The sequence below is a fragment of the Nostoc sp. FACHB-190 genome, from assembly GCF_014696905.1.
GTDB lineage: Bacteria > Cyanobacteriota > Cyanobacteriia > Cyanobacteriales > Nostocaceae > Nostoc_B.
In genome coordinates this window covers 279,700-305,353 of record NZ_JACJQW010000002.1, presented here as the reverse complement: position 1 = coordinate 305,353, position 25,654 = coordinate 279,700, and the positions used below count along the sequence as shown (strand labels likewise).

Annotated in this window: 26 protein-coding genes and 1 pseudogene; 20 read left to right on the top strand and 7 right to left on the bottom strand. The window is 42.0% G+C overall.

The annotated features are described in order from the left end of the window. Positions 1-127: 127 nt before the first annotated feature. Both H6G28_RS04350 and H6G28_RS04345 read left to right on the top strand, forming a co-directional pair. A complete protein-coding gene (locus H6G28_RS04350) occupies positions 128-1,033 on the top strand; it encodes a M23 family metallopeptidase (protein WP_190669203.1) in 906 nt (301 codons plus the stop codon). Between the two features lie 110 nt (positions 1,034-1,143). Next, positions 1,144-1,686, top strand: a complete 543-nt coding sequence (locus tag H6G28_RS04345) for a late competence development ComFB family protein (RefSeq protein ID WP_190590397.1) — start codon at positions 1,144-1,146, stop codon at positions 1,684-1,686. Positions 1,687-1,762: 76 nt separating this feature from the next. Here H6G28_RS04345 and H6G28_RS04340 read toward each other — a convergent pair whose 3' ends face one another. Further along, positions 1,763-2,542 (bottom strand): L,D-transpeptidase, encoded by a 780-nt coding sequence (locus tag H6G28_RS04340; RefSeq protein ID WP_524538606.1) that lies wholly within the window; start codon positions 2,540-2,542, stop codon positions 1,763-1,765. A gap of 277 nt (positions 2,543-2,819) precedes the next feature. On the opposite strand from H6G28_RS04340, the gene H6G28_RS04335 reads away from it, so the two are divergent. The 3 genes from H6G28_RS04335 (at position 2,820) to H6G28_RS04325 (ending at position 5,030) form a co-directional block, all read left to right on the top strand. Beyond that, complete coding sequence (locus H6G28_RS04335) at positions 2,820-2,969, top strand: QAALIT motif small membrane protein (protein WP_190590395.1); 150 nt, start codon at positions 2,820-2,822, stop codon at positions 2,967-2,969. A gap of 613 nt (positions 2,970-3,582) precedes the next feature. Next, a complete protein-coding gene (gene sigG / locus H6G28_RS04330; RefSeq protein WP_190590394.1) occupies positions 3,583-4,239 on the top strand; it encodes an RNA polymerase sigma factor SigG in 657 nt (218 codons plus the stop codon). A 167-nt stretch (positions 4,240-4,406) separates the two neighbouring features. Next, positions 4,407-5,030 carry an anti-sigma factor family protein gene (locus H6G28_RS04325; RefSeq protein WP_190590393.1) on the top strand — a complete coding sequence of 208 codons (624 nt, stop codon included), beginning with the start codon at positions 4,407-4,409 and terminating at the stop codon, positions 5,028-5,030. Between the two features lie 80 nt (positions 5,031-5,110). On the opposite strand, the gene H6G28_RS04320 is transcribed toward H6G28_RS04325, so the two are convergent. Further along, positions 5,111-5,557 carry a gamma-glutamylcyclotransferase family protein gene (locus H6G28_RS04320; protein ID WP_190669202.1) on the bottom strand — a complete coding sequence of 149 codons (447 nt, stop codon included), beginning with the start codon at positions 5,555-5,557 and terminating at the stop codon, positions 5,111-5,113. Between the two features lie 10 nt (positions 5,558-5,567). Then, positions 5,568-5,930, bottom strand: a complete 363-nt coding sequence (gene folB / locus H6G28_RS04315; protein WP_190669201.1) for a dihydroneopterin aldolase — start codon at positions 5,928-5,930, stop codon at positions 5,568-5,570. Between the two features lie 815 nt (positions 5,931-6,745). On the opposite strand from folB, the gene H6G28_RS04310 reads away from it, so the two are divergent. The 5 genes from H6G28_RS04310 (at position 6,746) to H6G28_RS04290 (ending at position 12,061) form a co-directional block, all read left to right on the top strand. After that, on the top strand, positions 6,746-7,855 hold the full coding sequence (locus H6G28_RS04310; protein WP_190590390.1) for a sodium-dependent bicarbonate transport family permease: 1,110 nt from the start codon (positions 6,746-6,748) through the stop codon (positions 7,853-7,855). A gap of 85 nt (positions 7,856-7,940) precedes the next feature. Then, positions 7,941-8,273 carry a P-II family nitrogen regulator gene (locus H6G28_RS04305; protein ID WP_190590389.1) on the top strand — a complete coding sequence of 111 codons (333 nt, stop codon included), beginning with the start codon at positions 7,941-7,943 and terminating at the stop codon, positions 8,271-8,273. Between the two features lie 221 nt (positions 8,274-8,494). Next, on the top strand, positions 8,495-9,907 hold the full coding sequence (locus tag H6G28_RS04300) for a cation:proton antiporter (protein WP_190669199.1): 1,413 nt from the start codon (positions 8,495-8,497) through the stop codon (positions 9,905-9,907). Between the two features lie 221 nt (positions 9,908-10,128). Continuing rightward, positions 10,129-11,844, top strand: a complete 1,716-nt coding sequence (menD, locus tag H6G28_RS04295; RefSeq protein WP_190669197.1) for a 2-succinyl-5-enolpyruvyl-6-hydroxy-3-cyclohexene-1-carboxylic-acid synthase — start codon at positions 10,129-10,131, stop codon at positions 11,842-11,844. 70 nt (positions 11,845-11,914) lie between these two features. After that, the gene (locus H6G28_RS04290) at positions 11,915-12,061 is read left to right on the top strand and encodes a hypothetical protein (RefSeq protein ID WP_190669195.1); all 147 of its coding nucleotides are present in this window, start codon (positions 11,915-11,917) and stop codon (positions 12,059-12,061) included. A 252-nt stretch (positions 12,062-12,313) separates the two neighbouring features. On the opposite strand, the gene H6G28_RS04285 is transcribed toward H6G28_RS04290, so the two are convergent. Continuing rightward, on the bottom strand, positions 12,314-12,982 hold the full coding sequence (locus H6G28_RS04285; RefSeq protein ID WP_190669193.1) for a hypothetical protein: 669 nt from the start codon (positions 12,980-12,982) through the stop codon (positions 12,314-12,316). A gap of 153 nt (positions 12,983-13,135) precedes the next feature. Next, positions 13,136-13,267, bottom strand: a complete 132-nt coding sequence (locus H6G28_RS37595) for a DUF4351 domain-containing protein (RefSeq protein ID WP_313949889.1) — start codon at positions 13,265-13,267, stop codon at positions 13,136-13,138. Positions 13,268-13,470: 203 nt separating this feature from the next. Here H6G28_RS37595 and menB point away from each other — a divergent pair, with 203 nt between their 5' ends. After that, entirely contained in the window at positions 13,471-14,304 is an 834-nt protein-coding gene (gene menB, locus H6G28_RS04275) for a 1,4-dihydroxy-2-naphthoyl-CoA synthase (protein WP_190590386.1), read from the top strand. Between the two features lie 125 nt (positions 14,305-14,429). Here the strand turns inward: menB and H6G28_RS04270 are convergent, their stop codons facing one another. Together H6G28_RS04270 and H6G28_RS04265 are read right to left on the bottom strand one after the other, a co-directional pair. Continuing rightward, entirely contained in the window at positions 14,430-14,765 is a 336-nt protein-coding gene (locus H6G28_RS04270; protein WP_190590385.1) for a hypothetical protein, read from the bottom strand. Between the two features lie 1,129 nt (positions 14,766-15,894). After that, a complete protein-coding gene (locus H6G28_RS04265; RefSeq protein ID WP_190669191.1) occupies positions 15,895-16,437 on the bottom strand; it encodes a DciA family protein in 543 nt (180 codons plus the stop codon). 126 nt (positions 16,438-16,563) lie between these two features. Between H6G28_RS04265 and H6G28_RS04260 the strand changes: the two genes are divergently transcribed. The 9 genes and pseudogenes from H6G28_RS04260 to H6G28_RS04220 form a co-directional block, all read left to right on the top strand. Then, complete coding sequence (locus tag H6G28_RS04260; protein ID WP_190669189.1) at positions 16,564-17,787, top strand: hypothetical protein; 1,224 nt, start codon at positions 16,564-16,566, stop codon at positions 17,785-17,787. 90 nt (positions 17,788-17,877) lie between these two features. Beyond that, a complete protein-coding gene (locus tag H6G28_RS04255; RefSeq protein ID WP_190669186.1) occupies positions 17,878-18,585 on the top strand; it encodes a PspA/IM30 family protein in 708 nt (235 codons plus the stop codon). 160 nt (positions 18,586-18,745) lie between these two features. After that, positions 18,746-19,531 carry a PspA/IM30 family protein gene (locus H6G28_RS04250; protein WP_190590381.1) on the top strand — a complete coding sequence of 262 codons (786 nt, stop codon included), beginning with the start codon at positions 18,746-18,748 and terminating at the stop codon, positions 19,529-19,531. A gap of 507 nt (positions 19,532-20,038) precedes the next feature. Beyond that, positions 20,039-20,374 (top strand): thioredoxin family protein, encoded by a 336-nt coding sequence (locus H6G28_RS04245; RefSeq protein ID WP_190669181.1) that lies wholly within the window; start codon positions 20,039-20,041, stop codon positions 20,372-20,374. A gap of 66 nt (positions 20,375-20,440) precedes the next feature. Then, positions 20,441-21,634 (top strand): LL-diaminopimelate aminotransferase, encoded by a 1,194-nt coding sequence (locus tag H6G28_RS04240; protein WP_190669180.1) that lies wholly within the window; start codon positions 20,441-20,443, stop codon positions 21,632-21,634. 173 nt (positions 21,635-21,807) lie between these two features. After that, positions 21,808-22,179: a PEP-CTERM sorting domain-containing protein gene (locus H6G28_RS04235; RefSeq protein WP_190669176.1), complete on the top strand. Its 372-nt coding sequence runs from the start codon at positions 21,808-21,810 to the stop codon at positions 22,177-22,179. Between the two features lie 381 nt (positions 22,180-22,560). Next, the gene (locus H6G28_RS04230) at positions 22,561-23,517 is read left to right on the top strand and encodes an NF038130 family PEP-CTERM protein (RefSeq protein ID WP_190590377.1); all 957 of its coding nucleotides are present in this window, start codon (positions 22,561-22,563) and stop codon (positions 23,515-23,517) included. A 397-nt stretch (positions 23,518-23,914) separates the two neighbouring features. Beyond that, entirely contained in the window at positions 23,915-24,337 is a 423-nt protein-coding gene (locus H6G28_RS04225) for a response regulator (RefSeq protein WP_190669174.1), read from the top strand. A 361-nt stretch (positions 24,338-24,698) separates the two neighbouring features. Then, positions 24,699-25,619, top strand: a pseudogene (locus tag H6G28_RS04220) (diguanylate cyclase domain-containing protein); the annotation flags it as partial. Positions 25,620-25,654 lie beyond the last annotated feature (35 nt).

Sequence of the window (25,654 nt, the reverse complement as noted above, 5' to 3'; positions counted from 1 at the left end):
CTTATTCATTAGAATGTTTATTGACATAATATTATGGTGTTCAAAAATAATTACATTGCGGACAAAGCCCTAGCAATGATCATTTAGGCTAGATGTTCACAAAAGAAAGGAATTATATTATATTTCTATGATTATCGAGAATCATACTAAAAGTTCTCAGAGTCGGCTAGTAACTCGCCACACAAAAAATCTTTTCTACGGGATATTTATCTCTTTACCTCTGGGATTGGCATTACCAGCAGCAGCTTTACAAGTACAGTTATCTCCAAGTAATCCCCAGTTGGGAGACACCCTGTCGGTAATGATTGATGTTACCCAAGAAAATAATCAGCAGCCAACGGTAGTGGTAGGGGAGAAAACTTACCCAGCCTTTGCTGTTGCGCCCAACAAATATCGTGCCTTCATTCCCACCACTCCCCTAGAACCAGCAGGAAATCGAACCTTAAAAATTGCGGGAGATGGTCAAGTTAAGAATTTAACAGTCAAATTGCGATCGCGCAAATTTCCCATACAACGCATCACCCTCCCACCAGGGAAATCCGCCGATGGAGCCACCGAACATGAACTCAAGCGTGTCGCTGCCTTCAAAGCTTTGCAAACCCCTGAAAAATATTGGGACGGCAAATTCCTCGCACCCAGCAAAGCCCGGATTAGTACAATCTATGGCGTACGTCGTTACTATAATGGTAAATTTGCAAAGGATTATTATCATCGGGGTGTAGACTACGCCGGAGCCGCAGGATCACCTGTAACCGCCCCAGCATCTGGAAGAGTTGCTTTAGTGGGTACAGTTTCACAAGGCTTCCGAGTTCATGGCAATGTAGTCGGGATTGATCACGGTCAAGGAGTAACCAGCATATTGTTACATTTAAGTCGCATTAACGTTAAGGAAGGCGACTTTGTGAAAGCTGGTCAATTAATTGGCGCAGTTGGTTCAACAGGCGCGTCTACAGGGCCGCACTTGCACTGGGGCTTGTATGTCAATGGCCAATCTGTTGACCCTGTACCCTGGCGAACACAGATTTTTCAATAAAAAATGTTAACTAATAACCTGTGTGCATAATTTGTAGATTATGCACCGATAATTGGGCAAGATAAATTGGATTTGTACCGTCCTTACCTTACTTGGGTGGCTTAAAAAAGATGAGCGTTATGAGTATTGAAAAAATTGTAGAACAAGCTCTTCAGGATGGTTATCTCACACCAGCAATGGAAGCAGAAGTTGGGCGAATTTGTGATAACGCATCGGAACTCTCAATAGAAGAGTATATGGCCCTGGATCGATTAATGGGAGCTTTATTAACAGGTGAAGTAGTGGCGGTACCTCGCAAACAATTTATCAACGTCATGGAAGAATTGGTGTTGACAGAAGCGATCGCCCGTGTTGCCGAAATTGAAGCCACCAGCGAAAGTTCTCTGGATGTGGGTGATATCGCTGCCTATGCCCTCAACCGCCTGCCACCTTTATATGCCACAACAGAAGAAGGTGCTAACTACCAACGACAACGTGCCAGGGCCGAATTACAAGAGTTGATTTCTCAGCAAGTCGGCGAAGCAATCGGTCGCAACCTCGACCAACCCAACATCGGAGATAACAGAACACCATTTTTGGTAAAAAGCAATGAAGTGCTGCGTCAAGTTAGTAGCTTACTCCAAGTCTACGCCCCTAGCTTCGAGCAGAAATAAATTTTGGTCAATAGTCAATAGTTGATGGTTAGGATGTTTTAACACAAACTCTTGACTATGGACTTTTGACTCTTGATTAATCACGCACTGTTACCAATGTGCCGACTTTAACTTGGTCATATAACAAACGGACATCAGAATTACGCATTCTCAAGCAACCGTGAGAAATGGCAGTTCCTAACAAATGGATATCTGGTGTGCCATGAAACCCAATTTCATTGCGTCCATCTGTCCAAAAGCCAATCCAACGCTCCCCCAAAGGGCTGTCACTACCAGCAGGAAACACTTTACCAGTAATGGGGTGTCGCCAAATCGGGTCATGCTGCATATTCATGACTTGAAAAGAACCCGTAGGTGTTTCCCAGCCTTTTTTCCCTATAGCAATTGGATAACTAGCGATAACCAAATCTCCTTGATAAACATAAGTGCGGCGATCGCTTAAATCAACCACCACTTGCATTTTCATCCCCCCCAGTTTACTAGCCGTTTTTTGTTGAGTGGAAAACTGGGTAAAAAATGATTTTGGTTGGGTATCAGTATTGCGACTTTCTTTTGATTCTGACTCAGCGCCAACAAATCTTCTGTTATTAGGTATAGCCGTATCCCTAGCTACATTTCGGATGACTATACCTGACTTACGATCAGAATCCTGTTTTGGAATAGATTCATCAGCAGTTGTAGACGCGCCAAAGGCTGTCTCTCCTATACTCCCAGGAAACTTCCGATTAGGGGCAGAATTATCCGACTGTTGTTGTGTTGTCGTCACTCGCCAATGGACAGCTAAAGACAAGATGGCTGCGCCAAAACAGAGAAACATTGCTACACGCGTTATAGATTCATTTCTTATCATTGCGATCGCCTATTATTTATCCCTGACAGATCCATCTCTTGGAATAATTGAATGCGCTCATCATCCAATTATCAATAATTCATAAATACTTATCTGTTTCCTTATATATTCGCCAATCTTTCTGGGCAAACTTAACTTAAGCAAATGTCCCAGCAAATAAAACTTCTGGAGAGAAACCTTGATTCCTGTAAAGACCGAACGCAGGTTTCCTCCGTTCAGGCTTGTTTCTAGAACTCTCCAAGTACGGTAATCAATTATTAATGGTGTGGGTGGGAGATAATTCATGTTTGAAAAACTATTGTTAGCAGTCACAATCACATTTTCCATTAATTTCTTTCTTCAAGTTCGGATCACAAATCCAGCGAACACTGATGCTATTTATCAAGAACATCCAGAAAAAACTACAATTCTGGTAACTAGACCCAATAAATAACATGAGTTTTCCAGGATGCCAGCAGAAATTCATAATGTCTGACTCATAATTAATAATTATGAATTTCTGCGAGCTTCATCATCTCCGGCAACAATCACCAAAAACAAGATTCTACTCTACCCTTAGTGAAGTTACCACAATCTTTAAAACAGTCTAACGACTTCTTCAAACTCAATTCAGTATTCAAAGTAGAAGCTCAGAAATTTAGCTATTCGTCTGTCAACAGATTTAGATTTTTGCCGTGAGGGTGAGGGGTGAGGAGGCAGGGGAGCAGGGGGCAGGGGAGCAGGGAGCAGGTGACAGGTTACAGGTGATAGGTGATAACAGATTTAATCTGATATACATAAAAAACAAAATTTGTCAAGGGTAAATAGTCAGTTGCTATCAGCCGCACAATTATAGGTAAAACACCTATAAGTATAAATGTGGCTTGATTCAACAGCAAACCCTATTTTTTGGTGGAAAACTAGAGTTCAGCACCATTGTTGTAACCAGGAATCTCACCAAAATTCGGGGCTTTTGTGTTCCAGTCATTAATCCGGCACTTAAATCAGGAACATACTGTCATTTCATAGGTCTAATAGTAAGGGATGATTTAAAGCGAATACGATCTATGAGTCAATCGATTGCTGTATCCTGGTCAACGGTTGATGCGAAATATTCAGAAGCATCGGTGCAAGTTGACAAGCTCTCAAACCACGATTTAATTTTGCGCTGTCAAGCGGGATTGCGTCCAGATCGTGCTGCGTTTGCAGAACTCCTGCGTCGCTATCAAACCCAAGTAGATAGGGTTTTATACCACTTAGCGCCCGATTGGGCAGATAGAGCCGACTTGGCTCAAGAAGTGTGGATTCGAGTCTATCGGAATATTAACCGATTACAAGAACCTGCTAAGTTTCGCGGCTGGTTAAGCCGGATTGCTACTAACTTGTTTTACGACGAATTGCGTAAACGCAAGCGGGTTGTGAGTCCATTGTCCCTAGATGCTCCCCGTGCGGTAGATGATGGCGAAATGGATTGGGAAATTGCTGGTGATACTCCAGGGCCAGAAGAGGAGTTGACCACCAGAGAATTTTATGAGCAACTGCGAGAAGCGATCGCTGACTTACCAGAAGTTTTTCGGACTACAATCGTCTTAAGAGAAATTGAAGGCATGGCTTATGAAGAAATCGCCGAAATCACAGGGGTTTCTTTGGGTACGGTAAAATCAAGAATAGCTAGAGCCAGATCCAGACTGCAAGCGCAATTGCAAAATTATCTAGATACCTAAATTACAATCTCTTTCCTTTGTTAAATGCGATAATTTAAACATTGATTAAGAATTGTGAGGAATCAAAACGTCTGCTGCTGCCGTCAGGAAAAATCAGGAATTGATCAATGAATTTCTGAGAATTACTAGCTTGCTTTACCCGTGTATGGATTAGTAATAATGTTAAGATGACTACTGATTCTCAGTTTAACGACCGTTCCCACTCACAACTTACTGGAGATTTGTCAGCAGGGATGGATCAACATACCAATGAATCAACGGGTACTACAGATATGGTGAAGCGCGATCGCTTCGAGTTATTGAGTGCATACCTCGATGGTGAGGTAACAGCTACAGAACGCAGGCAAGTAGAAGAATGGTTGGCTAATGATGCCTCTGTTCAATGCCTGTACGCTAGATTATTAAAACTGCGGCAAGGTTTACGGACTTTACCAGTTCCAGACACCGCACAATCACCAGAAGTCACAGCCCAAAAAGTCTTCTCTCGGTTGAGTCGTCGCTCACGCCTAGCCTGGACATTTGGTGGTGCGGCTGTTGCAGCTTGTTTTATTAGTGTAGTTTCGGGTTTGCTACCTGGAAGTGAATCTAGGACACCGCAACTGGCACAAAAACCCCCAGCAGAAATCGAATCTCCATCAGCCGCTAAAACATCTACTACCCCCACAGCACCCCTGATGGTGGCGATAAATAACCCAGTGATTGAAATTCCCAAAGCAGCAGTCACTACCCCAGAAAGCACTATTGACTTCAACCAGCCGGAACTGAACAACGTTCAGCCAGACTTGAATTAATCCCAAGTCAATCAATTTTGGATTTTAGATTCTTTCCCTGAATATTTTGGCTCTTGAATTTTCAATCCAAAATTTAAAATCTAAAATTCAGTGAGTGCTAAACCACAACCACTCCACCAGCCATCAGCCAAAAAAGTGCCGTTGAACTGGTGAACAAGTTCTAAACTCATTACATAAACCCAAGCCCAACCCAGAACTTCGCCTTGGGGTGTGTACACTTCAACTCTTTGGCGATTGTAAAGATTTTCTGAGGTGGGTCGATGGGGTTGGTAATCTTCCAGGTAATCTAGCGATTGTAAAACCTGTGGGTCAGCGAAAGAAAGCAAATAGCCGTGGACTTGATTTTGTCCCGATGTCATCCCTGGGTAGCCCATAGGCAAAGCAAATAGCTTGCCTAATACGACTGCCCTTTTGGTATTTATTACCTTTTCTGCACAATATTTTTGATAATTAGCTTCACCGGGTTTTAGTGTACCGTAAACAAAAACCCGTAATTCTTCAGTAGATATTAATCTATTATCTATCACCTGTAACCTGTCACCTGTTACCTCTAGTCAGTTCAATTCTAATTTTGCCGCCAAAATCAGGAATAGGCGCGGCGGGTTTAGTAACAAAGACTTGGACTTGTGTGACGCGATCGCTCTGTTGCAAGATAGAGTCAGCGATTGTACCTGCTAACTTTTCTAGTAAAGCAAATTTAGATGTTTTAACTAAGCTTTGAATAGTGCTAATTACACTGCGATAATCAAGAGTATCTGCGATCGCATCCGTTTCAGCAGCTTGGGCAAGATCCAACCACAATTTAATATCCACCTCAAACCATTGTCCTAAAACTTGCTCTTCTGGCAAATATCCAGTGTAGCCATAGCAGCGAATTCCCGTTAAATGAATACAGTCCATAGTCTTCCAGATAAATTTGCCATACAGAATTTAACAAACATAGGACTTACATACAATGGTGAACCATCCCAATTAGAAGCACCATATATTTATAGAAGTCAAAATTTAAAAGTCAAGCAAAAAATGGTAATTATTCGTTCTATGCTTATAGCGTTTCTCATTCTATTGAGATACAAGCAAGAATAATTAACCGCCGATGGCAACAGAGAAATTTATACTTCAGCACTAGCCTGCTCTATTTATCATCCGGCTGATTTTGTCTAGTTTTTGGGGTTATTTAATCAGCTAAATTTATCGCTTATCCCAAGCAATCAGCTTTTACACTTTTCTCCAAAAATGGTATCAAATACTACTATTTTCTAGAGATCGCCAAACTTTTCGGTCTACTGACATTGTTCTGCTACTCCCGACCGACGGCTTCGCAGTTTTAGTGATCTAAAAACCATAGAAGAATATCTATACATACAAAAACTTTTTTTTTGATCACTCGGTAAATATTACTACCCAGAGTAGCGTAAAGTTAAGAATATCAAAATGATTTAACTATTACGATTTAGTTTTTCAAAGTTTGAAGTCGCTCGGCAATCTGTTGTCGAGACTTTTTTGAGTACGCGATCGCAGATGTTAGATTCCATTATCCAGCCGACTTTTATCTATAACCCATCCTTTATATGAAAAGGGTCGGTTCTAGTTCGTTTGATATACCGTTCATTGACCTCAATGATGGCAATCACCAATCTCATCCGGTTTAATAACCTCCGGTTCATTTAGTTCATTTATTGCAATACTCGTCATCCGAGGAGAAGGAGGCATTCGTGGATTTTGTGTCGTTGTTCGTGACGGACTTCATTGCCCAATTGCAGTCCCCAACACTCGCCTTTTTGATTGGTGGCATGATCATCGCTGCCCTCGGTAGCGAATTGGTCATTCCTGAGTCGATTTGTACGATCATCGTCTTCATGCTGCTCACCAAAATCGGTCTAACTGGTGGAATTGCGATCCGTAATTCTAACCTGACGGAGATGGTGTTACCCATGATCTTTGCTGTAATAACAGGGATTACGATTGTATTCATCTCGCGCTATACGTTAGCCAAGCTGCCAAAGGTCAAAGTCGTTGATGCGATCGCAACCGGGGGATTGTTTGGAGCCGTGAGTGGCTCTACAATGGCTGCCGGTCTGACGGTACTGGAAGAACAAAAGATGGCATACGAGGCATGGGCTGGCGCACTCTATCCCTTTATGGATATCCCCGCGCTGGTAACAGCAATTGTTGTGGCTAATATTTATCTCAACAAGAAGAAGCGTAAAGAAGCAGCCTACTCTCTTGAGCAGCCCGTTGTGGCTGGCGATTATCCCGATCAAAAAGATTATCCCAGCAGCCGGCAGGAGTATCTCAGCCAGCAGCAGGATGCTGGGGATAACAAAGTCAAGATATGGCCAATTATCGAGGAAAGCCTCCGGGGGCCTGCCCTATCGGCAATGTTGTTAGGTCTAGCTCTGGGACTGTTCACCCAACCGGAAAGTGTCTATAAAAGCTTCTACGATCCCGCCTTTCGTGGCTTGCTTTCAATCTTGATGCTGGTCATGGGGATGGAAGCTTGGTCAAGAATTGGCGAACTGCGTAAGGTAGCCCAGTGGTATGTTGTGTATAGTGTGGTGGCACCGTTTGTACATGGGTTAATTGCCTTCGGTCTCGGCATGATTGCCCACCAAGTCGCGGGATTCAGCATGGGCGGTGTTGTGATTCTAGCTGTCATCGCCTCCTCCAGTTCCGACATCTCAGGGCCGCCCACATTGCGAGCTGGTATCCCATCAGCCAATCCCTCCGCCTATATAGGCGCGTCCACAGCCGTCGGTACGCCAGTTGCGATCGGCTTGTGTATACCGTTCTTCCTCGGACTTGCCCAAGCGATCGGCGGCTAATCCCAGATGGATTGAGGTCTGTCGGCGCTTCCTTGATCGGGCAGACCAAGTAAATCAATGTACATCATTTCAGGAGGTAAGCAACATGGCCAAGCGTGCCAACAAGCTCGTCATCGTTACGGAAAAGGTTCTGCTGAAAAAGGTCGCCAAGATCATCGATGAATGCGGGGCGACCGGTTATACGGTTGTGGATACTGGCGGTAAAGGCAGTCGCAACGTGCGCTCTACAGGTAAACCCAACACTGCCGATACCGATTCAAATGTCAAGTTCGAGGTACTCACCGAAACCAGGGAGATGGCAGAGAAGATTGCGGATAAGGTCGCAATCACTTTTTTCACCGATTATGCGGGCATTATCTATATCTGTGAAGCAGAGGTACTGTACGGGAGACATTTCTGTGGGCCAGAGGGCTGTTAAATCGAAATGACGCGCCACGAAAGGAGCAAGCCATTGGAGCGAGTTTCTGTGGGTCAGACATCTGTTGCACCGAGACAAAGCGACCCCAAAGGCCGAGGTCATGACCTCGGCTTTTGAGTGGCCGCGTTTCCTGTCCGCAGGACGTTTACCCTGGTGCAGAAGTCATTTCCCCCGCAGTTTTATAATTTCCTCAAACCCTTAACCTTCATTCCTTTAAACTCATGATCTTGTCCAACATTCTGCCTCCTTTCAGTGGGGGGATGACCGCTCTCTTGGCTCCGATACCATTCCTGGCGACCGTTGTTGCTGAGGATTCACCGATTATTCTGTCTGGCGTATTGCTGACACTGGTGGTGATTTATCTGGCCAGCAAGTTCGGCGCAGAGGTCGCTAGACGCTTGGATTTTCCACCAGTTCTGGGGGAACTGGTCGCCGGTGTGATTGTTGGCGTTTCGGCATTGCACCTAGTGATCTTTCCTGAAGGGGGGCTGTCTGCCTCTGACTCGGTGGTTATGACGGCGCTGCAAAAATTGAATCAATTGGCACCGGATGCCCTGACCCGAATCTTTGAGTCGCAAAGTGAAGTGATTTCGGTTCTAGCTGAAATCGGCGTGATTATTCTGCTGTTTGAAATTGGACTGGAATCCGATCTGCGGCAACTGAAGGAAGTGGGAATTCAAGCCACGGTTGTCGCCTGTGTCGGAGTTGCGGCACCTTTTGCGGCAGGTACGGCAGGGTTAATGATAGTCTTTCATGTCGCAGCCATTCCCGCGATTTTTGCAGGAGCCGCGTTAACGGCAACGAGTATCGGCATTACTTCTAAAGTGCTGTCAGAGTTAGGTCAACTCAAATCCAAAGAAGGGCAAATCATTGTTGGCGCGGCGGTGATTGATGATGTCCTCGGCATTATTGTCTTGGCTGTAGTCGCCAGTTTAGCCAAAACCGGTGAAATTGATGTTGCCAATGTCATTTACTTGATTGTCGGCGCTACGGCATTCTTGATTGGATCAATTTTGTTGGGGGGTGTCTTTAACAAAAGTTTTGTGGCGATCGTAGAGCAGCTCAAAACCCGTGGAAATATCGTCATTCCAGCATTTATCTTCGCTTTCTTTATGGCATTTTTAGGCAATGCCATTCACCTCGAAGCGATTTTGGGTGCTTTTGCAGCAGGTTTGGTACTTGATGAAACCGATGCCCGGAATGAGTTAGATGAATTAATCAAACCGATCTCTGATTTGCTGGTACCCGTCTTCTTTGTGACAGTGGGAGCGCGTGCCGACCTCGGTGTTTTGAACCCAGCAGTACCGGAGAATCGTGCAGGACTATTGATTGCTGTCTTTTTGGTGGGAGTAGCGATTATCGGCAAGCTGATCACAGGTTGGGCCGTGTTTGGACAACCAGGCATCAATCGAGTAGCGATCGGGGTTGGGATGATTCCACGAGGTGAGGTGGGTCTAGTGTTTGCCGGCATTGGTTCAGCTAGTGGCATCTTGGATAAGCCCCTGGAAGTGTCAATTATTATCATGGTAATTTTGACAACTTTTCTGGCTCCACCTTTTTTACGGGTTGCCTTTGGTTCATCCACGAATCCCATCCCAGAATCGACCACGCCTGTAGAAACAGCAAGTGAGTAACGGTTTTACGAGATTGCGGCTGTTGACACCAAAATTGTTTGTGGGGATTGGGTGTAAAGGTGAAAGGGTGTAGGGTTTAAGGGTTTTGAACACCTCATACTATTCCTACTCCCCACTCCCCACTCCCTACTCCCTAGTATCTTTGATTGCAACTTGGCATCACACTCTCGTACCCTGTTCCCTTTAAAATTGAATATTGTCTGATAGCTACCTGGGATTTGATGCTGGTCGCCTATAAGAATGTTAATCAACTTTGGGCTTTTGTCTTAACGGAGACATTAAAGCGACTGGGTTTAACTTGTGCTGTAATTTGTCCTGGTTCTCGTTCTACACCTTTAACAGTTGCCTTTGCTCAACAAGTACCAGATATTGAAGCTATATCTATTCTCGATGAACGTTCTGCGGCTTTTTTTGCCTTGGGAGTAGCTAAAGCCACCGGAAAACCTGTAGCACTGGTTTGTACTTCGGGTACAGCAGGGGCAAACTTTTATCCAGCCGTCATAGAAGCTAAAGAAAGCCGCGTACCACTTTTAGTATTAACAACTGATAGACCACCAGAACTGCGAGATTGTCATTCTGGTCAAACCATCGACCAAGTGAAATTATATGGTAGTTATCCCAACTGGCAAACTGAGTTAGCCTTACCTTCGGCAAATACAGAAATGCTGGCTTATTTGCGGCAAATGGTAATGTATGCCTGGGAGAGAATGCAAATATCAACGCCAGGGGTAGTACATTTAAATATTCCCTTCCGTGACCCCCTTGCGCCAGTTCCCGATGGTACTGACTTTCAGTTTGACCCAGAAGAATTCTTCTCAGCCGTTACCAATAATATTTCTACTCCCCATACCACACTGCCTACTCCCCCAGCATGGCAAAATTGCGATCGCGGTGTAATTATTGCCGGAGTTGCCCAACCACAAAATCCTGAAAATTATTGTAGAGCGATCGCTAAACTTTCCCAAACGCTGCAATGGCCTGTTCTGGCTGAGGGACTCTCACCACTGAGAAATTACGCCGACCTCAACCCCTATTTAATTTCCACCTACGACCTGATTTTACGTAATCAGCAATTGGCAAAGCAGTTAGCACCCAAAATGGTCATTCAGGTAGGAGATATGCCTACCAGTAAAGAACTACGGACTTGGTTAAATACGACACAAGCGCAACGCTGGATAATTGACCCCAGTGACCAAAATCTTGACCCCCTCCACGGCAAAACCACACATTTACGAATCAGTGTCGAAACTTTAGATATTAGGCCAAGTGACAATCAAAATTCGCCATCGGAATATCTGCAAAATTGGTGTATTGCAGAAGCAAAAGTCAGGACTGCCGTTGACCAGACGATGACGACAATGGAGAATTTATTTGAAGGGAAAGCAGCTTGGTTGTTGTCTCAAACATTACCCCCAGTAACACCGTTTTTTATTGCCAATAGTATGCCTGTGCGAGATGTAGAGTATTTTTGGCGACCGAATAATTTAAGAGTGCGGACATATTTTAACCGTGGTGCGAATGGGATTGATGGCACATTATCCACTGCGTTAGGAATTGCCCATCGTCAACAAAGCAGTGTGATGTTGACAGGAGATTTAGCATTATTACATGACACCAATGGTTTTTTAATCCGCAATAAATTTGTCGGTCATCTCACAATTATTTTAATTAATAACAACGGCGGCGGTATTTTTGAAATGTTACCTATCGCCAAATTCGACCCACCTTTTGAAGAATTTTTCGGCACACCCCAAGATATTAATTTTGCTCAATTGTGTGCTACATACAGTATACAACATGAATTAATTACTTCTTGGGAAGAGTTACAGGTAAAACTCAACCCGTTACCGACTAAAGGAATCCGAGTATTGGAAGTGAGGACAAATCGGAAAGCTGATGCTAAATGGCGACAGGAAAATCTAGGAAAGTTTGCGTGAGCTATTGTGATTTAAATGTGTTAAAAGTTAGGAAAATAACTCATATTTCATAAATTAAAAGAAAGAAGTCATGATAAATGAAAAAATTCTCATTGGGAAAACAGTTGAAGAAGCTACTGAATATGTAAAAGGCAATGGTTACGAATTGATCATAGTAAAAGACAACTGGATGATACAAAATCTAGCTACTAGAGGAGTATATAGCAATCCTAAATGATACATGAGAGTTCAATAAGCCTCAAATGCTTATAAAACAAGGATTTTTGTCTACGTATTTTCTCACAATTGGGGTAGGATTGCTATATGTAGTTGTGGTAGATAATAAAGTAACCAAGCTTAAAGATGTTCATCATTAAGGTTTAGTTGAGATAACCAGACATTTTCATATTCTGAAGTGAATCTCAGTAACCGAACCATGATTAAGCAATCAGTACAGAAAATCAGTCATCTTGCAATTATTCAAAAATCATTAAGCAAAACCTCCATCTAATTTTGCTCTTAAGGCGCAAATATAAAGAATGGCTGGAATGACTCTTTTATAATTAGGGCCTGTCAATTGCCATGCAGTAAATAATCCTGCACCTATCCAACCAACTGGGCCAATAATCACAGCTATTGCACTTGACATTGTTGTGTAGGCAACAAAAGGTAAAGTAACTCCTATTATTCCTGTTAGTGTACCCAATGTTGTTGAAGCTAGTAAGTAAATACCAAAACCAGACAATTGAGCACCTGTTAAAGCCAAAAAAACACTAGTACTTCCTAATAATTCACCGCCTTTATCAAATTGTGATGCTGTTTTTCTTAGCTCCTGTTCCATTTCTCGCTTTTGTTCGGGTGTCATTTTTTCCAAGATGCTTGCCATCACCTTCTGTGCAATTTTTACCTCCATATCACTAGCAGATTCATATTTACCACATTTAATTTTTAACTTTTTAGCAGCTTTCTTAACTATTTTGTGATAACTGGGTTGATCATCACATATTTCGTTAAATATATAAATTGCAGCATCTTGACTTGCCTCCCATAGACGATTAACAATAGCATCGACTGTTGGTTTTGAGGCTTTAAGAATATCTGCCAATGCTTTCCTATCCTCTAATGAAGCGCGATCTAGTAAAGATTTAAGGTCATTCATATTTTTATACCCTTTAAGATAAGCAATCCTACTAATAGGATTCCCAGCAGTATTGTTTATATCTCAGGGCTGAATATAAAAAGGCTAAAAAGCTACTTCATCAAGGAAACCATTTCTCGCTGTCGTAATCGTTTTACTGTAGTGATATCGCTCTCAACTAGTAGCGTGTGCCTGTAACCATTCTTCCAAATCCGCGCTCGCTACAAAATCCAATAAAGCTTCACCCAATGCTTCTACCTGTTCTAACGATAACGCCTGAATCTGGCGCTGAAGTTCATCGGAAATTACACCTACTCGTCGGTTTAGTTGTCGGAGAATGAGCGTCGCGCCTCTTCCTCTCTTACTTCTCGAATAGCCCGTGGTTCTTCTGAAATCAATATAATTTGTTTTTTATACTTCACAAGTCAGACTTTTTGACAGAGAAAATTTTAGCGATCGCTTCTCAGTCCGCGATAAAATTCTCAAGCACGATAGCGCAATTCATTCTCATGCAAGTTAACTGGCAATCTGTCAAAACCTACGAAGATATCCTGTATCACAAAACCGATGGTATTGCAAAAATCACCATCAACCGTCCCCACAAACGCAATGCTTTCCGCCCAAAGACAGTCTTTGAACTCTATGATGCTTTTTGTGATGCCCGTGAAGATACAAGTATTGGGGTAGTTCTGTTTACTGGTGCTGGCCCCCACACTGATGGCAAGTATGCTTTTTGTGCTGGTGGTGATCAAAGTGTGCGCGGACAAGCGGGTTATGTTGATGATGCGGGGATTCCTCGCTTGAATGTGCTGGATTTACAGCGATTGATCCGTTCAATGCCAAAAGTAGTAATTGCTTTAGTCGCGGGATATGCGATCGGTGGTGGGCATGTTTTACATTTGATTTGCGACCTCACCATTGCGGCTGATAACGCTATTTTTGGTCAAACTGGCCCCAAAGTCGGCAGTTTTGATGGTGGTTTTGGGGCTAGTTATCTCGCCCGCAGTGTAGGACAGAAAAAAGCGCGAGAAATTTGGTTTCTCTGTCGGCAATATGATGCTCAACAAGCTCTGGATATGGGTTTAATTAACTGTATTGTGCCTGTAGAAGAATTAGAAAATGAAGGTGTTCAATGGGCGCAAGAAATTTTACAAAAAAGCCCCATTGCCATTCGCTGTCTGAAAGCTGCATTTAACGCCGATTGTGATGGGCAAGCAGGTTTACAAGAACTGGCGGGGAATGCAACTTTACTTTATTACATGACTGAAGAAGGTGCAGAAGGTAAGCAAGCATTTTTAGAAAAGCGATCGCCTAATTTTCGCTCTTTCCCTTGGCTACCTTAAAAATGGCAAAAATCGCACCTCCAGCTATACCACAATTGGTATCAGGTGCGATTTTTCCAAATGTCAAAGTTTACAGCACTAGCAATTTTTAAGAGAAATATTTTTTTAATGTCTATAAACTGAGTTTAATAAGAAATAGTTGCTAAATTAGCACTTACTGTTTTAGCCTCAGTCTCTTCAGGAATTAAATTAGCTATTTCTTCTATAGGCACAACTGTTATATTGTCTGCCACAGAAACTAGAGAATGAACACCATCTAAAACAGGTGTTCCATCTGGCAAACTCCAAGAGTCTTCTAAAGTTTCCCAAGAAGGAGCAAAAGGTGGGATCGCTAAGGCGCAAGCTTTCCAACTGGCTTGCACATGCGCTCCCAACTGTTGACAAGTTCCGCCACGGCGACCTTCTGGTTTGTAATGACGACAATATCTACAGGCAGATGTCAAAAATTTTATCGGTTTCATTTGAGTTCATCTTTCGTGCTGTTCAGGGCTGGTTGATATGTTTATATTTTGCTCCTAGATATAAATACGTAATATTGCCAACAAATGATTATTTACTCTAGGTTCTAGCGATCCCAACAGAAAAATAAACTTCAGGATGTTTTTAGAATCTTGTTATATTTGTAAATGATTGGTAAAGTATTTACCTACTAGTTTTTAGCTCAAACAAGCTAGGGATCAAGGCTAAAACTAAAAGTTTAGATTTAAGCTGGGTTTAACTTTAATTTTTTTTGACACCTTATATAGCTAGTTAACGATAAAATTGTGTATTTAATGTAGCTATTTGAGTTGAAACTTACATAGTTCTTACTGAGATGGCATCAGGGAAAATTGCTAGACTGAGAAATAATGTTTACTCAATTCAGTCCTGAGTTGCGTTAAAAATAAAAATTGTGATGTGTCAATCAGTACTCAGAACGGAGATAACCAGGGAAAGTTTGAGTATGGACGTTACCTAAAATCCTGGTAAAAATTTTAGTTAAACTCCTAGCTATAGGAATACGGTTTGATTCCTGAATCTAGTTGTGTAAGCAGGGAGTAGGGAATGGGGAGTCGGGAGTAGGAAAGACGGCTGATCTGGGTGTACTGATTTTTTTCATAAATCAAATATGATTCCTATAAATGTAGGCTGCTATTTCCAATCCAAAATGGGATGCGATGTTATGGCATTCCTATTTGATATTTGAGCAACACAGATAAGGGAGACAAGGTAGACAAGGAAGAGAGATGTTTATAAATCATTGAGGATTGCTATGTCAGCCCAAGTTTTATTTCTGGGGAGAAGTCTCAACTTATAACTCCAGTTAATAATTTCTAACCGTTTATGGAAACGCCAAAAATTAACTCTAGATTTCTTAAGTATTTTCCAGGAAACCTATAGAGAATATGAAATTTACAAAAGCTTTGCGATTTTTTTTGTAAAAATATCAACTTTATTAAATATTGTTTACATATTAGGACTCATATTTGAGCCAAGTGGCGTGTGTACTGATTCAAAATCCTTACACCCCAAACCCTTTCACCCTTACACCCAATCTCCACAGATAATCTTTGTGCGTAAGTCCTGACATATTCAGGAGTGAGGCAGGTTTTAAAACTGCTTAGATGCACAAATAGCGCAAACTTGCCAGCGATGGAGTTCGCCTGGAGGTGTAGGAGAATGACATTGGGGACACAAAGGTAAATTATGCGATCGCATTTGCATTTTTTTCGCCCATTCCCCAAAAGCTGTTTGAGGAGTTTCCTGTGCAGGTGCAGCATCAATTTGAACAGCACCCGCCTTTCCCAGATAACTAGGATGTTCTTGGGGTAAATTTGTGGTTGGTTGGGGTTTGGCTGATGAATTTTGCCAGCCAGCCGTAGAGAAGCGAATATCAACCAACGGCGCAGGTAACTTTGGATTTAAATTTAAAAGAATAATTTGGCGTTTGAAAGCGAGATTTTGCGCCCAAGCCGCACTGGAAGTTGCCACACGCAAAACATCTCGCTGAATCATGATTGGTTGGGTATGTTTAGCGGCTACTGCACCTACCACCTCTGCCCAAAAATGCAGCACTTTTTGAAATGGCTGTTCTTGCCATCTGGCTTGCTGTTCTAAACAGCCTAAAATATCATTGACTGATTTCAAAGACATCTTTACTTCCAAGTGCTGAAATTCAAGATAGTTCAAGAAAGTCTATAGTGATGAGAAATTTTTCGCTACCATTAGCACAAATTATCTAAAGTTAAACTAACAGTCTAGGTTTGAGGCAGACAGGTAATGAGTCAAAACTCGCCGATAGATTCCGGTATTCAATTATCTAAAACACCTGAGTTGAAGCCAGCACTAGCCGCAGCCCTGGCCAGTTTAGAAGTGCAGCTAGACCAAGAGTTGGCTAGATACCGTCGTTCACGTATAGCAGCCAAGACAGCTTATCAAGCCCAATCAAGCAGTAACGTTAACACTCAACTCCAAAATACAACAGCAATCACGGCATTAACTGGCAAAACTCAGCTACCTGTCACAGAAGTTAAACCCAGTATACCGCCTGCACCTGTGACGGAAGTGTCTATCGAAAAACCGGTCACAGTAGCCAAGACTGAAACAACAACTCCGCCCCAGCCAACATCTTCTCCAGATTCCCAGCAAACTCAAATTCCCCTACCATCGCCCCATGCCACTAGCAGTATAGTGCCTGCGGCTTTCAAGACGACTGAAAGTGAAAATTTGATGTCAACGAAAGAAACTCCGACTCAGCCAGATGATTACTTAGAATCCAGTGAAGCATTGCTGCGGAGTCTCAATGATGAACAACCACAACCAACCAAGCCACCCAGTAATTCTCAAGATAGTTTGCTATCACCTTTGGGTATTGGTTCTATGTTGCTATTGTTGATGGCTAGTCTGACATTGGGCTATGTAGTTTTTAATCCCAAAAGCTTGCCGCAGTTGAGTTTCGATAAAATATTTAACAGAAATTCTGCAACTAATACCAATCCAACCCAGACTCAGCCAGCCGCCAGCCAATCTCAGCCCCCAGAACAAACCGAACTCACTCCCATACCCAAATATCCCAACTTAGCGGCGAAAGAATTTCCTGAACTGAAAGATCCTAACGATATTGTGGGTTTACAACCAAAAACTCCCCCAAATGCAGCCGCACCTGTAAATCCACCTGTGGTAATTGCCCCACCAGCCGTTAATCCTTTGCCAGAGGTGCAGCCAGTACAGCCATTGAATGTATCACCCATCCCCACAACACAGCCTTTAGTCACTTCACCACAGGTAAATACCGAAATCAAACCCGCAGCAGATGGGTTTTATCACATTGTTATGGATAATGAAGGCGATCGCAGTTTTGCGACTGCCAAGCAAATAGTTCCTGATGCTTATTTATCGGGTGACAATAAACTGATTCATCTTGCTGCTTTAAAAACCAAAGAACAGGTTGCACAACGATTACAAGAACTACAAGCCAAAGGAATTAAAGCACGGGTGCAGTGAAACTAAGTGATCTACATCTAAGATAGGATGGGGAAAATATCAAGAATATGCTCTGCCTGTTGACTGGCAAAAAGTGAATGGAGAGCTGAAATGGAATTGATCAAGCGTATCCTGCGGGTGATTCGGGCTAACCTAAATAGTCTGATAGGCAGTGCAGAAGATCCAGAAAAACTTTTGGAACAAGCCGTCGCCGAAATGCAAGACAATTTAGTGCGACTACGACAAGGTGTAGCACAGGCAATTGCTACCCAAAAACGTACAGAACGCCAAGCCATAGCAGCCCAAGCGGCGGCAGAAAAATGGTATCGTAACGCTCAACTCGCCATAGAACAAGGCAATGAAATTCTAGCCAGAGAAGCTTTGACAAAACGTCGTGCTTACCAAGAAACTGCCACATCTTTGTCGAATCAAATCGGGCAACAAACAGAAATTGTCAACCGTCTGAAAATAGATATGCGATCGCTAGAGGCCAAAATCTCGGAAGCCAAAACTAAAAAAGATATGTATATCGCCCGCGCCCGTTCGGCGGAAGCATCTTATAAACTCCAAGAAATGCTGAGTGGTGTTTCCGCGACTAGTAGTTTGAATGCTTTTGAGCGGATGGAAGAAAAAGTATTGCAAATAGAAGCGCAATCAGATGCCATCTCGCAACTAGATAGCGATGACTTACAAAAACAATTTACTTCCCTAGAATCTGGTAACAGTATTGATGCGGAATTGGCCAGTATGAAACAACAAGTACTCCATGAATCAGACAATACACCACTACGGCAATTGCCCCAAACTCCAGAGTCTTAAAAACTGGTCAATTGCTATGAATAGGGTATATCTTAGCAATTATGGGGTATCGGGGGGTACCGAACCAAACCAGAAAGATTACATTTAAATAAGAAACTATTACATAGTAAAAACCTTAACTGTTCATCCAAGTACCGAAACTGCCAAAGGAAAAGTAATTATGGGATTATTTGATCGGATTAAACGAGTCGTCAGTGCCAATATCAATGACTTGGTAAATAAAGCTGAAGATCCAGAAAAAATGCTAGAGCAAGCAGTTCTGGAAATGCAGGAAGACTTGGTACAGTTGAAACAAGGTGTTGCTCAAGCGATCGCTGCTCAAAAACGGACTGAAAAACAGTACAATGACAATCTCAACGAAGTTAATAAATGGCAGCGCAACGCTCAACTAGCACTGCAAAAAGGCGATGAAAACTTGGCACGTCAAGCCCTAGAACGGAAAAAAACTTTTAATGATACTGTTACAGCCCTCAAAGCCAGTTTAGACCAGCAAGTAGCCCAAGTTGAAACTCTTAAACGCAATTTAATTCAGCTAGAAAGCAAAATCTCCGAAGCCAAAACCAAAAAAGAAATGCTCAAAGCGCGGATTACTACCGCTAAAGCCCAAGAGCAACTCGAAGGTATGGTACGCGGAATGAACAGCAGCAGTGCAATGGCAGCTTTTGAGCGGATGGAAGAAAAAGTCCTGATGCAAGAAGCTCGCGCCCAATCAGCCGCCGAACTCGCTGGTGCTGATTTAGAAAGTCAGTTTGCCCGTTTAGAAGCGGGAAGTGATGTTGATGATGAATTGGCAGCTTTAAAAGCTTCACTAGCACCCGCCAGCCCCCCCAATCAACCCCAACTACCACCACAGCAAACAACTCCTTCCCAAACTACCCCTCCCCAAACCAATGAAGTTGTTGACGCTGAGTTGGAATCTCTACGCAAGCAACTAGATCAAATGTAAATAGGACTGATGCACAAAGATGATCTGTGGAGATTGGGTGAAAGGGTGAAAGGGTTTTGAATAAGTACACACCTGAACCCCTACACCCTCGCCAAAACCCTTGATTTTTTGCTTTGATGCGTAAGTCCTAGTAAAATCCGATTGGATAAGCTCTTAGACACTCGAACTGCATATTCTGGGGTTGAGACTTGCATTAGTCATTTGTCAACGCAGATGACCAAGAGCGACCTTTAGGAGTAATAATTTAATTTAGATGTGTTTAGCTTACTGATTTGAGCTAGTCCCACACCTGTTGGCTGTGGGATTTTGCGTCAGTAGTCAACAGTCCATGAATTATCGCTGTAGTCACCTAGCTTAGGACAGTGTTGATAGCTTAAAGGTGATGATACTGGGTTTCTACTCAGCACTCAGCACTCAGCACTTTGCTATATCGACTATGGACTATTGACAAGTTTGGGATAAAGTATTTTTTGTGCCAAGTATTAATGACCACTAATGGAGACTGCCATGAGTAAGGGTGTAATCACCATCACTGATGCTGAGTTTGAAACCGAAGTGTTGAAATCTGAGCAGCCTGTATTAGTTTACTTTTGGGCTTCTTGGTGCGGCCCATGTCAGTTAATGTCACCACTGATTAATTTAGCGGCCAACCAATATAGCGATCGCCTAAAAATTGTCAAAATGGAAATTGACCCCAACCCCATTTCTGTCAAACAGTATGGCGTAGAAGGTGTACCAGCCTTAAGGCTCATCCAAGGGGAAAAATTATTAGAATCCACTGAGGGAGTTATTAGTAAAGACAAATTATTGAGTCTGCTAGATACCCATTTAAATAACAATTAGTCATTAGTCATTGGTCATTGGTCATTAGCAAATGACTAATGACAAAGGACAAAGGACAAAGGACAAATGACTAACATACAATTTTCACAACGTTTACAACCTCTACAATTTAACGTGTTTGCGGAGATGGACAAAGCTAAAGCGGCGGCTTTGTCTGTTGGGCAGCAGTTAATTGATTTATCCCTGGGTTCTTCGGATTTGCCGACAGAGGCGCACGTTCTAGAAGCGATCGCCCAATCTTTGTATGATCAAAGCACCCACGGTTATTTGTTATTTAACGGTACGCAAGCCTTTCGACGAGCTGCGGCTGACTGGTATGAGCAGAAATTTGGCATCAAGGTTGATCCCGAAACCGAAGTATTACCTTTAATTGGTTCTCAAGAAGGTACGGCTCATTTACCTCTAGCTTTATTAAATCCTGGGGATTTTGCCTTATTGCTCGACCCTGGTTATCCCTCCCACGCAGGCGGAGTGTATTTAGCCAGTGGACAAATTTATCCTATGCCACTACTGGCAGAAAATGGATTTTTACCAGTATTAGCAGATATTCCGGCGGCGGTTGTGGCGCAGTCGAAGATGATGGTGTTGAGCTATCCCCATAATCCCACAGCTGCGATCGCCCCTTTGGCTTTTTTCCAAGAAGCTGTGGCTTTTTGTCAGCAACATAATATTGTGTTAGTTCACGATTTCCCTTACGTAGATTTGGTATTTGCGGAAATTCCGGGAATAGAGTCCCAATCTTTAGTACCATCAATTCTGCAAGCTGACCCAGAAAAAAGCGTCTCGATTGAATTTTTCACCCTTTCTAAGTCTTACAATATGGGCGGCTTCCGCATTGGCTATGCCATTGGCAATGCTGAATTAATCAAAGCTTTACGTCACATCAAAGCCGCAGTTGATTTTAATCAATATAGAGGAATTTTGAATGGAGCGATCGCAGCCCTAACCGGGCCACAAGCCGGAGTCAAAAATACAGTCGCCACCTTCCGCCAACGCCGTGATGCTTTTGTGAATGCTTTACATCGCATTGGTTGGCAAGTTCCCAGTCCCGAAGCCACGATGTATATTTGGGCTAAGTTACCCGCACCTTGGCAAAATAATTCTGTGGAATTTTGTACTCAGTTAGTCAAACAAACCGGGGTAGCCGCTTCTCCCGGTGCTGGTTTTGGTAAATCTGGAGAAGGATATGTGCGGTTTGCCTTGGTACATGAACCAGCTTTGTTAGAAACTGCCGTGGAGCGAATTGCTAAGTTTCTTTAAGTATGCCGAGGTCAGTGGATTTATCAAGTCTTGATGTTAAATTTGTCAGAATTTGATTAATCCATATCTAACGTTGGGTTTATTTAAGATACACTACAGAGAAATTACGGAAATGTCACCGAGATATTAAAATCTATCGGTGACGGTTGACTAGAAGTGGTGAATAGAGGTGCATGGCAAGTAGTGTGGTAAAAATTAGCCTGTGTGCTGTGTCTTTCTTGGTGATTGGTGTTTGGGGACAGCAGTCAGTTTGGGGTTTGAGCAACACTTCATTACGAGAACCAGAACAGACGACTTCCCAAGCAGAAGTAACTGGGGATGAAAATCATACCAGCCCAAATCATTACTACACACCCAGTTTGAGTCTCACCCCTAGAAGTGATGCACCTGTATCTAGTTACATCCCCGCCTATAGCAACAGATGGGCAAACCTCAGTAGTACAAATCCACGCCCCCGGAAAGTCCCAGAACCTTCAGTCTTGCTGGGATTAATTGCGATCGCAGGTTGCTTGGGAATGCAGCATCAGCAGAAAAAAGCTAGATAAAAAAGTCTTTTGAACAGAGAAATGAGGAGAGGGGTAAAGAACGCGCCACAATTCTACCCATCAATCCTATTCCCTCGCGATGCACTTTTCAATCAATGTCATATTAACGACACTGAAAAAATTAGTAATTTAGTAGATTTGCTGAAATCAATAGCAAAAGATTAGTCATCTTTTTATTCAGAATCCACAACAGCTTTACCCAATAAAGTCTCCCCGTTTCCTAAACTAGATTGGTGTGCATAACTACTAGGGATGATTAAAAGCTGGTGATTTTTGAGACCAGCCGCATTCTTTAAAAGTCAAAGCCTGTAGTCAGGCTAACCCAATTCCAGAGACACATAAAAGTATACAAAATTACCACAAAACTGGCGGAGACAGTAAATGAAAAGAACTTTGAAAACACTTGTAATTGGTGCCTCGATGGCTGTTGGCGTGAGTGCGATCGCCTCTAACCCAGCACAAGCTGGTGTTTTAACCAATGCCACCATTACTGGCAACGATTACATCAAATACAACGTTAATGGCACCAACACAGAGGAAGCTCCAGGTGCTGACTTAGCAACTATTTTAACTGGTGACAGCAGCAGCCCTACTGGTAATGTTGAGTTATTCGCTAGTAGTGAAAAAGCTCCCCTCTTCACAACCTCAACAAATACCACACAACGTGTTTTAGCACTGAGAAATTTCTTTAATTACAACCAAGTTACAACTTTAAGTGGTGAAATTAATGGCAAACAAATCTCTTTGAGTAGCCTGACGGCTACTGATTGGTTTGGTGCAAGCAGTGTACAGGCAGTAACAGGAGCAGCAACAAATACACTGTTAAACAACGCGATTAATGGGTTGTACAATTCATCTAATTTGGCAACTCAGTGGTTTAATACTACTTTATCTACTTATGGTGTGACTGCTAACCAAACCCTGTTTAACACATTTTTACTGGCAGGTGGATTTCAACGCTTCAGTGACCCCAATATTTCTTATGTCAACCAAAATGACACCACTGGAGAAATTAAGATTGGTTTAGCTGGTCACTTAAATGCAGCAACTCTTTTAGGACTAAACCCAGAAAACAAAATACAAGTCAGCGAACTTGTTAAGGTTTCTTATAACGGAGGGCCATCTGAAATCCTTTACAGTTATAAAGCCTCTGATTCTGGTCTAATTTCTAAAGATGGGACTAAATCTCATAATGGCAACTACGAAGTAACCATCCAAGGTATACCTGTACCAACTCCAGAGCCAACAGCTGTACCAGAACCTTCTGTAGTACTCGGTATTTTGGGTGTAGCTGGAATCGTTGCTACACAACGCAAGTTAAAGAAAGTTTCCGGTTGAGACTCCGGTTTCCATTCCAAATAATCACTAAAGGAGCAATTATGCTCCTTTTTTTTATGAAATCTTTATATCTTCTCTGTGGAATTACTGTTGTATATATTACTATAATAAGCCATTTATGTAAGTAGATGTACATGACTGGAGATAAATTCACAATCAAGTTCTATGATAGAAATATAAAGATTTATTGAGTAAATATTAATTTTTTGTTAAAATATTTCAATAAATCATAATAATATTATTTAGTAAATACTAAGATAAAAATTAATTTTTATTGACTATTTTCTGATATAGCGAAATAGTATAAATAGATTTTTAGTAACTTAATAAATTCCTCTGACAGCATATTTTTATTCAATTTAGAATCAGGAATCTATATCTTCAATTCTGTTTTGTAATGACAGTAAATTTACTCACCATTAATCAGCAAGTGCATCTCAATCAATTAAAAAGAGTCTTATTAATTGAAGATAACCATGTAAACCGGATGTTGCTGAGTGACTATCTCGGTTACTGTGGATTTAATGTCAAAAGTCTGTCAAATGGTACAGCTTTATTTTCTACTGTCAACACATTTCAGCCCGATTTAGTGTTACTAGATTTAAAATTACCTGATATTGATGGCTATTGGCTGTTAGAACAAATTCAAAAACATCCATATTTATCTAAAATACCTGTGATTGTAGTTTCAGCTTTTGCTTTTAAAGCTGATCAAGAACGAGCTATAGATTTAGGCGCACGTCGTTATCTTGTAAAACCGATAAACCTTACCGCTTTGATGATGAGCATTCAAGAAGAGTTGGCTTGTCACTGTATATAAAATTTTTTATACCAACTTTATCAGAATTAGCACTCGATAAGTAGCCGGACAAAAATATTTACAGTCATTGCGAACGAAGTGAAGCAATCGCAGGGGTTGGGATTGCTTCACTTCGTTCGCAATGACATTGTGTAATTAATTCTGTCAGACTACTTAAATCCTGTAGAGATATTTTTTTGAAATACACGTAGTGGCGTTGAAGAATTTCAAAAATAAAATCGGATTATTCGAGATATTGATTATCATAGAATTATTCACCTTCAGATTCAATTAACAATTCCCTCAAGTCGGAACTTAGCAAATAGGTAATCTGAATATGCTGGCAAATAAAATCCTAGTTGCTGAGGATGAAAATTTCCTTATTAATGAGAAAATGCAGGAACAACAGCAACCAATGTTGGCAATTATTAACAGTATGCAACATGCTGTAGTTGTCACGGATACTGATGGTTGCATTCAATTTATGAATTCAATGGCGGAAACACTGACAGGTTGGCAGCCAAAAGAAGCACAGGGAAAAAATGTAGCAGAAGTTGTTAACCTGATTGACAAAGATATAGAAGAAGCAATTGAAAATCTAGCTACACAAACAATAATTACAGGAACGATTATATATTTACCCGATAATTGTGTATTAATTAATAAACATGGGAGAGAAATATTAGTTGGCGATTATGCTGCACCGATGCGGGATAGTAGTAATAATATTACTGGTGCAGTATTAGTGCTGCAAGAAGTCACCCAACGCAAACTAATGGAGTCACGACTGCTTCAGAATGCGTTTTATGATGGACTGACAGCATTACCAAATCGAGCTTTATTTTTAGATCGATTAAAACAAGCGGTAGAAAGAAGTAAACGCCGGATAGATTATCGTTTTGGAATTTTATTTTTAGATTTAGATGGCTTTGAGGAAATGAACGATCGCTATGGTCATACGATGGGCGATGATTTATTAATAGCGATCGCTCGTAGATTAGAATCGTGCCTCCGCAGTGGTGATACCGTCGGCAGGTTTAGCGGCGATAAGTTTGCTGTACTGCTTGAAGATATTAAAGATATTAACGATGCCATTAACGTCGCTAAACGTATTCAAGACACTTTAGGCTTACCTTTAACACTCAATGGCAATTTAATTTCGACCACAGCCAGTATAGGTATTACTCTCAATCAAGGTGGTAGCGATAAACCCGAAAACTTACTGCAAAATGCAGATGCAGCAATGTATCATGCCAAGCAGCAAGGAAAAGCGCGTTACGCAGTATTTAGGAATGGGGAGTAGGGAGTGGGGAGTAGGGAAGAATTTACTAGCAATTA

Bases quoted from the DNA above. Each gene is read 5' to 3' on its own strand.
- H6G28_RS04350 (WP_190669203.1), top strand. From the start codon at position 128: ATGATTATCGAGAATCATACTAAAAGTTCTCAGAGTCGGCTAGTAACT.
- H6G28_RS04345 (WP_190590397.1), top strand. From the start codon at position 1,144: ATGAGCGTTATGAGTATTGAAAAAATTGTAGAACAAGCTCTTCAGGAT.
- H6G28_RS04335 (WP_190590395.1), top strand. From the start codon at position 2,820: ATGTTTGAAAAACTATTGTTAGCAGTCACAATCACATTTTCCATTAAT.
- sigG (WP_190590394.1), top strand. From the start codon at position 3,583: ATGAGTCAATCGATTGCTGTATCCTGGTCAACGGTTGATGCGAAATAT.
- H6G28_RS04325 (WP_190590393.1), top strand. From the start codon at position 4,407: ATGACTACTGATTCTCAGTTTAACGACCGTTCCCACTCACAACTTACT.
- folB (WP_190669201.1), bottom strand. From the start codon at position 5,930: ATGGACTGTATTCATTTAACGGGAATTCGCTGCTATGGCTACACTGGA.
- H6G28_RS04305 (WP_190590389.1), top strand. From the start codon at position 7,941: ATGGCCAAGCGTGCCAACAAGCTCGTCATCGTTACGGAAAAGGTTCTG.
- H6G28_RS04300 (WP_190669199.1), top strand. From the start codon at position 8,495: ATGATCTTGTCCAACATTCTGCCTCCTTTCAGTGGGGGGATGACCGCT.
- menD (WP_190669197.1), top strand. From the start codon at position 10,129: ATGCTGGTCGCCTATAAGAATGTTAATCAACTTTGGGCTTTTGTCTTA.
- H6G28_RS04290 (WP_190669195.1), top strand. From the start codon at position 11,915: ATGATAAATGAAAAAATTCTCATTGGGAAAACAGTTGAAGAAGCTACT.
- H6G28_RS04285 (WP_190669193.1), bottom strand. From the start codon at position 12,982: ATGAATGACCTTAAATCTTTACTAGATCGCGCTTCATTAGAGGATAGG.
- menB (WP_190590386.1), top strand. From the start codon at position 13,471: ATGCAAGTTAACTGGCAATCTGTCAAAACCTACGAAGATATCCTGTAT.
- H6G28_RS04270 (WP_190590385.1), bottom strand. From the start codon at position 14,765: ATGAAACCGATAAAATTTTTGACATCTGCCTGTAGATATTGTCGTCAT.
- H6G28_RS04265 (WP_190669191.1), bottom strand. From the start codon at position 16,437: ATGTCTTTGAAATCAGTCAATGATATTTTAGGCTGTTTAGAACAGCAA.
- H6G28_RS04260 (WP_190669189.1), top strand. From the start codon at position 16,564: ATGAGTCAAAACTCGCCGATAGATTCCGGTATTCAATTATCTAAAACA.
- H6G28_RS04255 (WP_190669186.1), top strand. From the start codon at position 17,878: ATGGAATTGATCAAGCGTATCCTGCGGGTGATTCGGGCTAACCTAAAT.
- H6G28_RS04250 (WP_190590381.1), top strand. From the start codon at position 18,746: ATGGGATTATTTGATCGGATTAAACGAGTCGTCAGTGCCAATATCAAT.
- H6G28_RS04245 (WP_190669181.1), top strand. From the start codon at position 20,039: ATGAGTAAGGGTGTAATCACCATCACTGATGCTGAGTTTGAAACCGAA.
- H6G28_RS04240 (WP_190669180.1), top strand. From the start codon at position 20,441: ATGACTAACATACAATTTTCACAACGTTTACAACCTCTACAATTTAAC.
- H6G28_RS04235 (WP_190669176.1), top strand. From the start codon at position 21,808: ATGGCAAGTAGTGTGGTAAAAATTAGCCTGTGTGCTGTGTCTTTCTTG.
- H6G28_RS04230 (WP_190590377.1), top strand. From the start codon at position 22,561: ATGAAAAGAACTTTGAAAACACTTGTAATTGGTGCCTCGATGGCTGTT.
- H6G28_RS04225 (WP_190669174.1), top strand. From the start codon at position 23,915: ATGACAGTAAATTTACTCACCATTAATCAGCAAGTGCATCTCAATCAA.